This is a genomic window from Streptomyces seoulensis (assembly GCF_022846655.1).
GTDB lineage: Bacteria > Actinomycetota > Actinomycetes > Streptomycetales > Streptomycetaceae > Streptomyces.
Genome location: NZ_AP025667.1, coordinates 1,723,195 through 1,736,008 on the forward strand (window position 1 = coordinate 1,723,195; position 12,814 = coordinate 1,736,008).

Genomic DNA, 12,814 nt, shown 5'->3' on the forward strand with positions numbered 1-12,814 from the left:
CGGCCCGGAATAGCCGCTCCGCTCCGAGGCGTTGGAACGGCGAAGTGAGGGAAGGACTTCGCCGTGCCCGAGATCAGTGGTTCCGCCGGACGTACTCCGGAGACGGATGTCATCGACTTCCGCGCCGCCGAGCACCTGCTCGACGCGCGGGACCCCAGGGGCGCGGTGAAACTGCTCGACGAAGTGATCGCCGCCCACCCCGAGAACACCGCCGCCCGCCTGCTGCGGGCGCGCGCGTTCTTCGCCGCCGCTCAACTGCGGCCCGCCGAGCTCGAGTTCACCATCGTGCTGGAGCGCGAGCCGGACAACGCCTTCGCTCACTTCGCGCTGGGCCGCACCTACGAGCGCCAGGGCAGGCCCGGCCAGGCCAGACGCCACTTCCGGCTGGCCGCCGCGCTCGACCCCAATCCGGACTATCTGCGCGCGGCGCGCTTCGACTCCTGAGCCTCTCTTTCAGGGCTGGGGGTGCCGGGGCGCGGGCAGGCGGGGGAATCCTCGCCGCCGCCTCGGCCGTACCGCCGGCTCGTCGTGCGCCGGCTCGTACGGGGGTACGTCACGGCCGGGCTGGTAGTGCGGGCCCTGCCGCAGATGGCGGAGGACCAGGACCAGGTCGACCGTGACCACCAGCCACAGCACCGCACACGCGACCGCCCAGCCGGTGCGTCCGGTGAGGGAGAAGGCCACCGTGCCGAAGACGGTCCAAGCGAACCCCCACAGGCTCAGCCACAGCCGCGCTCGCAGGGCACTGCGCGCGGTCGTCGGTTCACTGCCGGTACGCATCCGATCACCACTCCTTCCTGCAACGTACTCCCGTTCCCGAGACGGCGGGAATTGACTCGAACGAGTGGTTCGCGGCGGGCAAGGGAACGGATGAGCGAAGATCGTCCGTTCTCCCGGCATGACAGTCGAGATGCGTGAAGGACATCAGGGCACGGGCCCCGGAGCGATCACCCCGGACGGCTGCGCGGTCGAGCTGTACGCCCGCTTCCCACCGGATGACGAACCGGACGTCATCGCCGCCGCGGTGCCCGCCGGGGCACACGTCCTGGAGCTGGGCAGCGGCGCGGGCCGGGTGACCCACCCGCTGCTGGAGCGCGGCTTCAGGGTGACGGCGGTGGACGAGTCCGCCGAGATGCTGGAGCGGGTGCGTGGGGCGGAGCGCACGATACGCACGCCGATCGAGGACCTGGACCTGGGCGAGCGGTTCGACGTGGTCCTGCTCGGCTCGTTCCTGGTCCACACCGCCGACCCGCGACTGCGCCACGCCCTGCTCGACACCTGCGCCCGGCACGTCGCCACGGACGGCTGCGTGCTCATCCAGCGAGAGGGGGCGGACTATCACGACAACGTCCCGAGGGAACGCGTCGACCCCCGGGGCTTCACCGTCCGGATCGCCTCGGTGGAACCGGTCGGCGACGGGGTCAACTCGGTCCGGGCCGAGTACACCTTCCCGGACGCCACCTGGACCCAGACCTTCCGCAGCAGGCCCCTGACGAAGGAACAGTTCGAAGCGGCGCTGGGACAGGCGGGGCTGAGGGTGGATGCCGAGCTGACCGAGGACGGTACGTGGGTGCGGGCGGTGCCGATGGACTGAAGGGGGAGGAGGGCGGCGAGGAGGTGCGGCCTGTGTCCGGGTGCCCGGACACAGGCGGCTCTACCGGGCCGGTCGCTGCCTGCCGGGGGTCTCAGGCGCACCGGGGGCGTCCGGTGCGCCCAGGCCGCGCAGGCGTTCCAGTTCCCGGCGGTCCCGCTTGGTGGGGCGGCCGGTGCCGCGGTCGCGGACACCTACCGGGGCGATCGCCTCGCGAGGCGGCGGAGGGGGTGAGTTGTCGATGTAGCACTGCGCGGCCACTGGCGCGCCGACCCGCTTGCGGATCAGCCGCTTGACGATCACGACGCGTTCCCGGCCCTCGTGGCGCAGCCGCACCTCGTCGCCGACCCGCACGGAGTAGGCGGGCTTCACCCGCTCGCCGTTCACATGGACATGGCCGCCCCGGCACGCGGTGGCACCCAGCGAACGCGTCTTGACCAGACGCACGGCCCAGACCCAGCTGTCGATCCGCACCGTCTCGCCGGCGCCGAGCCCAGCGGCCTCGGCGGCGGCCACCGCGGCAGCGGTGGCCGAGTCGGTCTCCTGTGCGGTGGCCGGGACGGGTGCCGGTCCCTCGGGGGCGCCGGTCCCGTGGGTGCCGTCGCCGTCCGCGTCCTGTGAAGCGAGTGCCATGCCGCCGACCCTAACGCTCCGCCGCGCCCGGCCGGGACGCGTTTTCCCACCACTCCCACGCCCCGCCCCGGATGCGGGCCGGTCCCTCGCGCCGGAGGCTGTTGCCGAGGTCGGCCGGGAGCGAGGAGAGAACATGACGACGGAGGCGGAGGTCGAGGAGCCGCCCCGGCGTCGGCGGACGTTCACCTTCCCCAGCGCCCTGACCGTGCTCGTCGTCGTCACGATCGCGGTCTGGCTGCTGGCCTTCCTCGTCCCGCCGGGGCAGTACGTACGGGACGCGTCCGGTGCGCCGGTGCAGGGGACGTACCACCGTGTCTCCTCGGGGGAGTCCTTCGCCGACCGGCTGACCGACCTCTTCCTCTCCCCGGTCAACGGGCTGTACGGCCTCCGGGACCCGAAAACCGGTCTGGTGGGGCCGGATCTCGCGGGGGATCTGTACGGCGCGGCGGGGGTGTTCCTGTTCGTGCTGGCCATCGGCGCCTTCATCACCGTCGTGTTCGCCACCGGCGCGCTGGACCGGGGTATCGCCCGGCTCGCCCACCGGCTGCGGGAGCGCGGGGCGCTGCTGATCGCCGGGATCATGGTGGTGTTCTCGGTCCTCGGCACCGTGGAGGGCTTCGCCGAGGAGACCCTCGGCTTCTACGGCCTGATCGTGCCGCTGATGCTCGCCCTCGGCTACGACCGGATGGTGGCCGTCGGCGCGATCATCCTGGGCGCGGGCGTCGGGGTGATGTGCTCGACGGTGAACCCGTTCGCCACCGGGGTGGCCTCCTCGGCGGCCGACATCTCGCTGGGTGACGGCATCGCGCTGCGGTTCGTGATGTGGGTGGTGCTGACGGCCGTGACGGTCGCCTACGTCATCCGGTACGCCCGGCGGGTGCGGCGGGACCCGGCCCGCTCCCTCACCGGCTTCCTGCCAGGCGACCGGGAGCACGCCGACGAGGCGCCGGACGCGGAGCCGGAGCTGACCGGGCTGCACCGGGCGGTGCTCGTCACGATGATCCTGGTCTTCGCGTTCATGATCTTCTCGGTGGTGCCCTGGGCCGGCGCGCTCACCGGGAAGGCGGACGCCACTCCGTACGGGTTCGAGCTGGGCTGGTCCTTCCCCGAGCTCGCCGCGCTCTTCATCTGCGCGTCCGTGCTGGTCGGGCTGGTGGCGCGGATGGGGGAGCAGCGGCTCAGCTCCACGATCGTGCAGGGCGCGGCCGACTTCATCTCGCCCGCGCTGGTGATCGTGCTGGCCCGCGGTGTCACCGTGATCATGAACAACTCGAAGATCACCGACACCGTGCTGCACTCCATCGAGGGCGTGGTGAGAGGCACCTCGTCCGGTGTCTTCGCGGTCATCGTGTTCGTGGTGAACCTGCCGCTGGCCTTCCTGATCCCCTCCACCTCCGGCCACGCCACGCTGGCCATGCCGATCCTCGCCCCGCTCGCCGACTTCGCCGGGGTGTCCCGCGCGGTCGCCGTCACCGCCTGGCAGGCGTCCAGCGGCTGGATGAACCTGTGGGTGCCGACCACCGCCGTCGTCATGGGCGGCGTCGCGCTCGCCAAGGTGGGGTACGACAAGTACCTGCGGTTCGCGTGGCCGCTGCTGGCCGTGCTGTTCGCGCTGATCTGCGGGTTCGTCGCGCTGGGCGCGGCCTTCACCTGACGGGCCCTGGCCTACCGTGAAGGGCATGGACGACAGCGGTGCCCTGGCCCGGCTGGACCGGCGCCTTACCGAGTGCCGGGCCTGCCCGCGCCTGGTCGAGTGGCGCGAGGAGGTGGCCCGTACCAAGCGGGCCGCGTTCGCCGACCAGACCTACTGGGGGCGCCCGGTACCCGGCTTCGGCCCCGCCGACGCCCGGCTGGCGATCATCGGGCTGGCCCCCGCCGCGCACGGCGGCAACCGCACGGGCCGCATGTTCACCGGCGACCGCTCCGGGGACGTGCTCTACCAGGCCCTCCACGACCTCGGCCTCGCCTCCCAGCCGACCTCGGTCGCCGTCGACGACGGTCTCGAACTGTACGGCGTCCGCGTCACCGCGCCCGTGCACTGCGCACCGCCCGCCAACAAGCCCACCCCCGGCGAACGCGACACCTGCCGGGCCTGGCTGGTGTCGGAACTGACGCTGCTGCGGCCGACGCTCCGGGCCGTCGTCGTGCTCGGCGCCTTCGGCTGGCAGGCCGCCCTGCCCGCGCTGAGCGAGGCGGGCTGGACCATCCCCCGGCCGCGCCCCGCCTTCTCCCACGGAGCCCACGTCCCGCTCCAAGGCGGCCTGGACCTCTACGGCTGCTTCCACGTCAGCCAGCGCAACACCTTCACCGGCCGCCTCACCCCCGAGATGCTCCGCGAGACCCTGGGCACGGCGGCCCGGACGGCGGGCCTGCGCCGGTGACTCAGGGGCGCCACACGTAGCGCACGTCCGGCTCGCGTTCCTCGTTGCCGCTGCCGTCGGTGCGCTCGACGGCGACGAAGCCGTGGCGTTCGTAGAAGCGGTGGGCAGGCTCGTTCACCTGGAACGTCCACAGCGTGAGCCCCGCCGGCACGCGCTCCTTGGCCAGCGCGACGAACCGGTCGCCCAGGCCGCGGCCCCGCCGGGCGGGGTCCAGGTAGAGCTGGGACAGCAGCGGCCCGTCCAGCACCATCATGCCGACGATCCGGCCGTCCTCCGCCTCGGCCACCCATGTCTCCCGCAGCGGGATCACCACGTCTCGGATGTAGGCGCGGACCTCGTCGTCCGAGCGCGGCCGGACGACCGTGGGCAGGGCGGCGGCGAAGGAGCGCAGCCAGACGTCGGCCGTGTCGCGGGCGTCCGCAGGGACCGCCCGGCGCAGCAGCACCGTCACTCTCCCGCCTCCGGTACCGCTGCCGTGGCCGTGATCTCCACCAGTTGGCCGGTGTAGCCGAGGCAGGCGACGCCGAGCAGGGTCGAGGAGTGCGGGCCCCTGCTCAGGCCGGACGCCTCCACCACCTCCCACACGGACGAGAGCACCGAGGGCCGGTCGCTCACCACGTACACCTCGGTCACCAGCACATGCTCCAGATCGCTGCCCACGGCCCGCAGTTGCTCCCGCAGGTTGGCGATCACCTGTCCGGCCTGGCGCACCGGATCACCCGGCCCGACCAGTTCGCCCCGCTCGTCCAGCGGGACCGCGCCCGCGAGGAAGACGAGCCGGGTGCCCGCCTCCACGACCGAGGCGTGCGCGTAGGTCGGCGGCGGGAAGAGACCGGGCACGGTGACACGACGGATCATGGCGGCTCCCTCGAAGCGCGGGCGGACAACCTGCCCATCATTCGGCGCCCGCGCCCGCCCGCGCATCCCAATTAACGGGCAGGCCCACGCTCTTTACCGTGCAGGCCCAGGCTCTTCGCTCGCACCGGCACCCGTCCCAGCCGTACGCTCCCGGCGACAGCCCTCCGAAGGAGCCCGCCGTGCCCGCCCTCTCCGACGCCGACTTCCTCTCCGCCACCGCCGACCGCCTCGCCGGGCTGCCCACCGTGCTGGCCGTCGCGCTCGGCGGGTCGCGGGCCCAGGGCACGCACACCGAGCACAGCGACTGGGACCTCGCCGTCTACTACCGGGGCGGCTTCGACCCCGACGACCTGCGCGCCCTCGGCTGGCAGGGCGAGGTGTCCGAGATCGGCGGCTGGGGCGGCGGGGTGTTCAACGGCGGGGCCTGGCTCACCATCGACGGCCGCCGGGCCGACGTCCACTACCGGGATCTCGACGTGGTGGAGCACGAACTGGCCGAGGCGGAAGCGGGCCGCTTCCGGGTGGAGCCCCTGCTGTTCCACCTCGCCGGCATCCCCACCTATCTGGTCGTCGCCGAACTGGCCGCCAACCAGGTGCTGCGCGGCACCCTGCCCCGCCCCGCCGCCTACCCCGACGCGCTGCGCCGCACCGCCCCCGAGCGCTGGCGGGGCACCGCCCGCGCCACCCTCGGCTACGCCAAGGCGGCCCACGCCCCGCAAGGCCGCCTCACCGAGGTCGCCGGAGCCCTCGCCACCGCCGCCGCCCAGGCCGCCCACGCGGTGCTGGCGGAGCGCGGGGAGTGGATCACCAACGAGAAGCGGCTGCTGGAGCGCGCCGGGCTGCGCCGGATCGACGAGGTGACCGGGTCCCTCACCCCCGGCACCCTCGTGCGCGCGGTCACCAGGGCCGAGGAGATCCTGCTCACTCCGCCGGGGCCCTGACCGGGCATCTTTCACCTCCCCGAAACCTGGACGTCGAGTCCACCGCCACGCCACGCCCTACCCTGGAGTGACCCCCACTCGGCCACCGTCGTCCGAAGGCCCCCGCCCTCGTACGAACAGGAGCCCCGTGTCGCGCCCCGCCGTCCGGTCACTGCCGCCATGGCTCGCCCACGCCTTCCGCGCCCAGCGCGGCCCCGTGCCCTGGAGCGCGGTGGTCCGGGGCGCCCTCGCCGCCGGACCGCTGCTCCTCGCCGGGGTGCTCGCCGGACTCACCGCCGAGGGCGTCCTCGCCGCGATCGGAGCGATGCTCGCCGGGATCAACGACCGCCCCGGCGGCAGGCGGGCCTCCGTCGGACGGCTCGGCACGCCCGCCCTGGCAGGCGCGCTCGGCCTGCTCGCGGGCACCTACGGCGGACAGCACCTGTCCGCCGTACCCCTCACCCTCGTCCTGACCGTGCTCGGCCTGGCCGCCGGGTCGATCAGCGCCATCGGGCCCGTCGCCTCGGCGGCCGGCACCCAGCTCCTCGTCACCGCCGCCGTCGGCGCGGGCACCCCCGGCGGACCGCCCGGCTGGCAGGGGGCCCTCGCCTTCCTCGCCGGAGCGCTCTGGCTGCTCCTGCTCCGCCTGGCGCTGCCCACCCCCGGCGTACTCGCCGGCGACTTCCGCTTCGACGGCGAACGCCAGGCGGTGGCCGACGTGTACGACGCCGTCGCCGCCCTGCTCGAAGCGGCCGGCGGCGACACCGCGCCCGCCCGCCGGGCCGCGCTCACCGCCGCCCTCGACCACGCGCAGGACGCTCTCGCCGGGCCCCGGCTGCGCCGCCACGCCGCCTCCGCGGCCGAACGGCGCCTGCACGCCCGGTACCGCGCCGCGCTGCCGCTGGCCGAGGCCGCCACCGCCCTCGCCTGGGCCGGCGACCCCCTCTGCGCGCGGGCCTCGGAAGGCCCCCGGCGGCTCGCCGCCGCCGTCCGCGACGACACCGCCGCCGGACCGCTGCCCGCCCCCACCCGCGCCGCGCCCGCCCTGCGCGCCCTCGACGACGCCCTGCTGCGCGCCGCCGAAGCCTTCGACCGCGCAGGAAGCGCCCGCCACCTCACCCTCGGCCGGCGCGGCGGCGTACGCGGCGCGCTGCGGGCGATGTTCGGCACGGCGGGCCGCGAGTACGGGCTGCGCGTCGCCCTCTGCTTCGGCGCCGGCGCCGGTATCGCCCAGGCCCTGCACCACACCGGCTGGTACGGCAGCCACCCGCACTGGTACTGGCTGCCGCTCACCGCCGTCTTCCTCGTCAAGCCCGACCTCGGCCCGCTGGTCTCCCGTGTGCTGTGCCGGGCCGCCGGGACCGTGCTCGGCGCGCTGGCGTTCGCCGCCCTGGCCGCGCTGCTGCCCGACCCGGCTGGGCTGATCGTGCTGGTCACGGTGTGCGGCGCGCTGCTGCCCGTCTCCACCCGGCACTTCGCCGCGCTGACCGCCGTCGTCACCGTGCTCGTGCTCGCCCTGATCATGGTCGGCGGGGAACCGCAGGCGTGCGTGGGGCGGATCGCCGAGACCATGGTCGCCTGCGCGCTCGTCCTGATCGTCGGGCACCTGCCGATGCCGGGCCGGCACGGCGCGGGGGTCCGGGCCCGGCTCGCCGTCGCCGGGGGCGCCGCGCACGCCTACCTCGTCCACGTCCTCGCCGAGACGGGCGACCACACCGAACGCTGGGCGCTGCGCCGCGAGGCGTACCGCACGCTCGCCGAGGCCCGTACCGCCATCGCCGTCTCCGCCGCCGAACTGCCCACCCTGGCCCGGCACACCAAGGGCACCGACCAGGTGGCCGCCGTACTGGAACGGCTCGTCGACACCACCACCGCCTGCGCGGTCCACCTGGACGACACCGGCCGCCTCACCCCCCGGCACACCGGCCAACTCAAGTCCGCCCTGCGGGAACTGGAGGCCGGCGGCCGGGACTGGACCGGGCTCCGCACGGCCGCGTAGCCGTTCGCCGCTCACCGCTCACCGGAAAAAAATCCGCCGTACGGCGATGAGTTGTGCATCCGTCCACGGTCAGCACCCCGAACAGACCGTAGGACAGGAGGACTCATGTCACTTCCGGACATCGTCACGCGCGAGCGGTGGCGGGCGGCGCGCGAGGAGTTACGGCGCAAGGAGGAGGCCGTCGAGCGGGCGCGGGCCGCGCTCGGCGCCGAACGTCGGCGGCTGCCCATGGTGGAGGTCTCCACGGAGTACGTCCTCGAGGGCGGCGACGGCAAGGCCACCCTCCTCGACCTCTTCGGGGACCGCACCCAACTCGTCGTCCACCACTTCATGTTCGCGCCCGGACAGGAAGCGGGCTGCCCCTGCTGCGCTGCCTTCCTCGACCAGCTCGGCCACCTCGCCCACCTCCGGGCCCGCGACACCGCCTTCGCGGCCGTCTCCCTCGCGCCCTTCACCCGCCTGCTCCCCTTCAAGGCGCGGATGGGCTGGACCGTGCCCTGGTACTCCTCCTGCCACAGCGACTTCAACCGCGACTTCGAGGCGACCGTGGACCGCGACGGCGCCCCCACGGAGCGCCCCGGCCTGAGCTGCTTCCTGCGCGACGGCGACCGGGTCTTCCACACCTACTCGGTGTACGACGACGCCTTGGACGGCGTCGGCGCCCTCTCCGGACTGCTCGACCTCACCGCCCTCGGCCGCCACCCGCACGGCAGCGACCGGCTCCGCCTGCACGACGAGTACGAGCACTGAGCCGCCGGTGTCCTTCCGTGCCCGTCCGGGCACCGGAAGCGTCCGCCGCTGTCCTTCGGTCGAGCGGACGTCCACGTTCGGCTGTGAACCGGTGTCGGCTGTGTCTCAGTCCCGTCACCGGGCGAGGCGATCACCCCCTCCAGCGCGTTGACTTCGGTAAGTACGACGCACGACTGGAGGTGCGAGATGGTGATGGGGCGTACCGTGCTCGAACGCTTTCCCGCAGGCGGCCCGCGCGGCTCATGGCCCGCGGAGGAGTTCGCGCACGCGCGACGACTGGAAGGTGTGCCCGCGGAGGTCGTGATGGACCTCGCGACGGACACCTTCCTCGTGATCACGCGCGGCGCCGACGGCGTGGACCCAAGGCGGCTCAGCCGCGCTTCTGCGCCGGGACGGCGGCCGTGAACTGCCCCGCCTGGAGCGCGTACAGCTCCGCGTAGACCCCGCCCCGCGCGAGCAGCTCCTCCGGGGTGCCGGACTCCACCAGCCGGCCCCGCTCCAGGACGTGCACCAGATCGGCGTGCCGGACCGAGGCGAGCCGGTGCGTGATCAGTACGACCGTCTGCCCGGTCCCCGCCAGCGCCCGGATCTTCTCGAACACCGCCAGCTCGGCCCGCGCGTCCAGGGCCGCCGTCGGCTCGTCCACGATCAGGATGTCGCCGCGCCGGTAGGCGGCACGCGCGATCCCGAGCCGCTGCCACTGGCCCCCGGACAGCTCATGGCCGCCGGTGAAATTGCGGGCCAGCAGGGTGTCCAGACCGCGCGGCAGACCCGCGACCACCTCCTCGGCACCGGCCTCCCCGACCGCCGACGCCAGCCGCTCCTCGGTCAGCGGTACGGAGGAACGGCCCACCGCCACGTTCACCCGCGCGGTGAACGGCCACCGCTTGAAGTCCTGCGCCACCATCGCCACCCGCTCGGCCAGCCGCCGCCGGTCCGCCCGCGCCGCGTCGACCCCGTCCCACAGCACCCGCCCCCGGTCCGGCGCGTACAGGCCCGCGAGCAGCTTGACCAGGGTCGTCTTGCCCGAACCGTTCTCCCCGACCAGCGCGATGATCCGGCCCATGGGCAGGCTCAGGCTCACCCCGTCCAGCGCGGGCCGGGCCGACTCGCCCGGATAGCTGAAGGTGACGTCCTCGAACCTGATCTCCTTCGGCTCCTCGGGCAGTTCCTCGCCGCCCACGGGGATCGCCCGCTCGGCCGCCTCCACGTACAGCCGCTGCAGATCGCCGACGAACAGCGCCTCCTCGTGCAGTTGGTTGATCTCCAGCACCAGCGTGTCCAGGCTGCCCGACCCGGTACGGATGGCGATCACCGCCGTACCCGCCACCGACAGCGCCATCGCCCCGGCCAGCAGCAGCGCGCCGAGCGTGGCGTACGTGGCCAGCGTCGCCAGGCCCGTCCACGCGGCCGCGGCCAGCCCCGTGCGCGCCGCCAGCCGGGACAGCCGGGCCTGCTCCGCCTCCGCCGTCTCCGACATCGCCCGGAAGTGCCGCAGCAGGAACGGACCCACCCCGTGGACCCGGATCTCCGGTGCCGCCCCCGGCTCGGTGAGCAGACTTCCGATCAGATGACCGGCCCGGACGTGCTGCACCCAGGTGTGGAACGACTCGTAGCGCCGCCGCGCGTTGGTCAGGGCGCTCCAGGCGCTCGGCAGCGTCATGGTGACCAGCAACGGCAGCAGCGCGGGATGCAGCACGGTCAGCACACCGGCCGCCGCGATCAGCGAGATCAGCGCGTTGATCACCCGCGCGCTGTAGGAGATCATGTTGCGCGCCGACCGGGCGCCGTACTGCGCGGTGTCCAGCAGCTTGTGGAAGGCGTGGTCCTCGATCGCGGCCAGCTCCACATCGGCCGCCCGCTCCAGATACAGCTCGGTCGCGACCCGCTCCACCTTGGGTTCGAGGCGCCCGGTGGCATACGTCGAGGCGGCCCGCAGCACCGCCGCGATCAGCGCCATCGACGCCATCACCGCGAGGGCGGGCACGGCGGCGCGCAGCCGGCGCTCGATGTCCGGGCCGGTGAGCAGGCTGCCGAGCGCGCTGTTCACCGCCAGCAGGCTCACCGCCTGGGCCACTCCCCGGCCGACCTCGGCGGCCAGCACGGTCCTCGCGGCCCGCGGGTCCGCCTGGCGGGCCAGCCGCAGACTGGACGCCAGCATGCCCGGCAGCCGCCGCACCATCGACCTGAAGCTCAGTTCCAGGAACGCGTCGGCGTGCTCGTTCCACCCCATGTCGTACCGGAGCGGACCGCCGAACAGCAGCCGCTCCGACTCCGACACCTCCGGCCCGGCCACCCCGTCCTGCCCTCGCCGCCTTGGCACCGCGAACCTCCCCGAGCCGTGACCGAAACGGCCACTATCGCCGCGCGGCCCGGGCGCGGGCAGAGCGCGGGCGGGGCTGACGGGGGCGTACGGGGGGTGCGCGGGGGCGGGGGCTCTGCCGCGGCGGCGCGTGCTCGCCGGGTGGACGCCGGCGGGTGACGCGGACGTGCCGTCAGGCCGACAGGGGCCGGGACCAGTCCGGGGTCGTGCCCGTGACCCGGCACAGTGCCAGGTACAGCGGGATCGGCGGGGTGTAGGGGATGGTGCCCGCCGGGCGGCGCAGCAGGTGCGCGGTCGCGGGGACCGGGGCGCCGGGGGCGTACTCGGCGGGTGCGGGCCAGGGGAGGGCGTAGTCGGAGTCCGCCGGGACGATCCACCACCAGCGCCCGCCGTCGGCGTACACGCAGCCCACCCGGGGCAGCCGGGGGACGATCAGCGCCGCCAGCCGGTCCGGCATGGCCACGGCGTCGCAGCCGAGCGGCGCGGTCATGCCCTCGGGCACCGGCGGGCCGGGGGCCCGGTCCGGAGCGGGGCGGTCGCGTCCGAGCCGGACCAGCGTGTCCAGGCCGAGCGGATGCCCGGCGGCGCCGATCACGCCCGCCCCCGGACGTGGTCCCGCTCGGCGGCGTGGGCGTACTGCTCCGGTACCCGTGCGTGCCGGGCGGTGTCGGCGCGGTCGTCCTCGCCGGGAGCGCGCGCCGGATCGGGCTTGCCGCGCGGGCCCCAGCCGAGGTCATGACGCGGCTCGGCGCCGGTGAGCGGTGCGGCGGCCCCGTCCGTCGCGGAGCCCCGCTCCAGCTCGGCCCAGACCAGCAGGCCGGGCCCGTGCTCCTGGGCTCCCCAGGCCCGGCACAGCGCGGCGACGAGAAGCAATCCCCTCCCGTGCTCCTCATCGGGCCGCTGCTGTGCCGGGTGGGGCTCGCCGGGCGCGCATCCCTCGTCGCGTACGGCGATGCGCACCAGGCCGTCGTGGTCGAGCAGTTCGCACACCACACGACTGCTCGCGGTGTGCACGATGGCGTTGGTGACCAGCTCGGACATGACCAGGACCGCGCTGTCACAGGTGTCCGCGCACACCGACCAGCCGGTCAGCCGGGCGCGCGCCAGGCGTCTGGCCTGGGCGGGAGAACCCGGGTGTGCGGCCAGCTCGAAGCGGAACCGGCGGCCGGCCCCGGCCGGAGCCGCTGCCGGTGCCGTTGCGACGCCGGGACGGGAACGGTCTGCGGCGGAGTCTGTTCCTAAGGGCGCGGACGGAATCACGCTTGCCACTATCTCCCCGCCGTGAACACTTGGCAAGTGTCACTCTGAAAAATGCAGAGTGCTGTATGACGCGGTGAACGGCCGTGGCACACTGCTCGC

The 12,814-nt window shown here is 74.2% G+C and carries 15 protein-coding genes; 8 read left to right on the top strand and 7 right to left on the bottom strand.

Annotated elements, in window-relative coordinates; all coding sequences use genetic code 11:
• Positions 1–63 precede the first annotated feature (63 nt).
• The gene (locus HEK131_RS07895) at positions 64–444 is read left to right on the top strand and encodes a tetratricopeptide repeat protein (RefSeq protein ID WP_244334199.1); all 381 of its coding nucleotides are present in this window, start codon (positions 64–66) and stop codon (positions 442–444) included.
• 9 nt (positions 445–453) lie between these two features.
• On the opposite strand, the gene HEK131_RS07900 is transcribed toward HEK131_RS07895, so the two are convergent.
• Positions 454–780: a DUF6343 family protein gene (locus HEK131_RS07900; RefSeq protein ID WP_217462639.1), complete on the bottom strand. Its 327-nt coding sequence runs from the start codon at positions 778–780 to the stop codon at positions 454–456.
• A gap of 130 nt (positions 781–910) precedes the next feature.
• Here HEK131_RS07900 and HEK131_RS07905 point away from each other — a divergent pair, with 130 nt between their 5' ends.
• Positions 911–1,594 carry a class I SAM-dependent methyltransferase gene (locus HEK131_RS07905; protein WP_244334200.1) on the top strand — a complete coding sequence of 228 codons (684 nt, stop codon included), beginning with the start codon at positions 911–913 and terminating at the stop codon, positions 1,592–1,594.
• Between the two features lie 60 nt (positions 1,595–1,654).
• Here HEK131_RS07905 and HEK131_RS07910 read toward each other — a convergent pair whose 3' ends face one another.
• The gene (locus HEK131_RS07910) at positions 1,655–2,224 is read right to left on the bottom strand and encodes an RNA-binding S4 domain-containing protein (protein WP_244334201.1); all 570 of its coding nucleotides are present in this window, start codon (positions 2,222–2,224) and stop codon (positions 1,655–1,657) included.
• Positions 2,225–2,357: 133 nt separating this feature from the next.
• On the opposite strand from HEK131_RS07910, the gene HEK131_RS07915 reads away from it, so the two are divergent.
• Both HEK131_RS07915 and HEK131_RS07920 read left to right on the top strand, forming a co-directional pair.
• Positions 2,358–3,878: a YfcC family protein gene (locus tag HEK131_RS07915; protein ID WP_244334202.1), complete on the top strand. Its 1,521-nt coding sequence runs from the start codon at positions 2,358–2,360 to the stop codon at positions 3,876–3,878.
• A gap of 25 nt (positions 3,879–3,903) precedes the next feature.
• Entirely contained in the window at positions 3,904–4,605 is a 702-nt protein-coding gene (locus HEK131_RS07920; protein WP_244334203.1) for a uracil-DNA glycosylase, read from the top strand.
• A 1-nt stretch (position 4,606) separates the two neighbouring features.
• On the opposite strand, the gene HEK131_RS07925 is transcribed toward HEK131_RS07920, so the two are convergent.
• On the bottom strand, positions 4,607–5,056 hold the full coding sequence (locus HEK131_RS07925; RefSeq protein ID WP_244334204.1) for a GNAT family N-acetyltransferase: 450 nt from the start codon (positions 5,054–5,056) through the stop codon (positions 4,607–4,609).
• The gene (locus HEK131_RS07930; protein WP_217462635.1) at positions 5,053–5,463 is read right to left on the bottom strand and encodes a RidA family protein; all 411 of its coding nucleotides are present in this window, start codon (positions 5,461–5,463) and stop codon (positions 5,053–5,055) included. The genes HEK131_RS07925 and HEK131_RS07930 overlap by 4 nt, the downstream gene beginning before the upstream one ends.
• Before the next feature lie 179 nt (positions 5,464–5,642).
• Here HEK131_RS07930 and HEK131_RS07935 point away from each other — a divergent pair, with 179 nt between their 5' ends.
• From HEK131_RS07935 to HEK131_RS07950, 4 genes are all read left to right on the top strand, one after another.
• Complete coding sequence (locus HEK131_RS07935; RefSeq protein ID WP_244334205.1) at positions 5,643–6,404, top strand: nucleotidyltransferase domain-containing protein; 762 nt, start codon at positions 5,643–5,645, stop codon at positions 6,402–6,404.
• A 127-nt stretch (positions 6,405–6,531) separates the two neighbouring features.
• Positions 6,532–8,382 carry an FUSC family protein gene (locus HEK131_RS07940; protein ID WP_244334206.1) on the top strand — a complete coding sequence of 617 codons (1,851 nt, stop codon included), beginning with the start codon at positions 6,532–6,534 and terminating at the stop codon, positions 8,380–8,382.
• Between the two features lie 105 nt (positions 8,383–8,487).
• The gene (locus HEK131_RS07945) at positions 8,488–9,132 is read left to right on the top strand and encodes a DUF899 domain-containing protein (RefSeq protein WP_244334207.1); all 645 of its coding nucleotides are present in this window, start codon (positions 8,488–8,490) and stop codon (positions 9,130–9,132) included.
• A gap of 186 nt (positions 9,133–9,318) precedes the next feature.
• A complete protein-coding gene (locus HEK131_RS07950) occupies positions 9,319–9,537 on the top strand; it encodes a hypothetical protein (protein ID WP_254641661.1) in 219 nt (72 codons plus the stop codon).
• Here the strand turns inward: HEK131_RS07950 and HEK131_RS07955 are convergent.
• The 3 genes from HEK131_RS07955 to HEK131_RS07965 form a co-directional block, all read right to left on the bottom strand.
• Positions 9,503–11,365, bottom strand: a complete 1,863-nt coding sequence (locus HEK131_RS07955) for an ABC transporter ATP-binding protein (RefSeq protein ID WP_244451966.1) — start codon at positions 11,363–11,365, stop codon at positions 9,503–9,505. The genes HEK131_RS07950 and HEK131_RS07955 overlap by 35 nt on opposite strands.
• 262 nt (positions 11,366–11,627) lie before the next feature.
• Positions 11,628–12,050, bottom strand: coding sequence for a hypothetical protein (locus HEK131_RS07960; protein ID WP_217463779.1), 423 nt, complete (start codon positions 12,048–12,050; stop codon positions 11,628–11,630).
• Complete coding sequence (locus tag HEK131_RS07965; protein ID WP_244334208.1) at positions 12,047–12,724, bottom strand: ATP-binding protein; 678 nt, start codon at positions 12,722–12,724, stop codon at positions 12,047–12,049. The genes HEK131_RS07960 and HEK131_RS07965 overlap by 4 nt, the downstream gene beginning before the upstream one ends.
• Positions 12,725–12,814 lie beyond the last annotated feature (90 nt).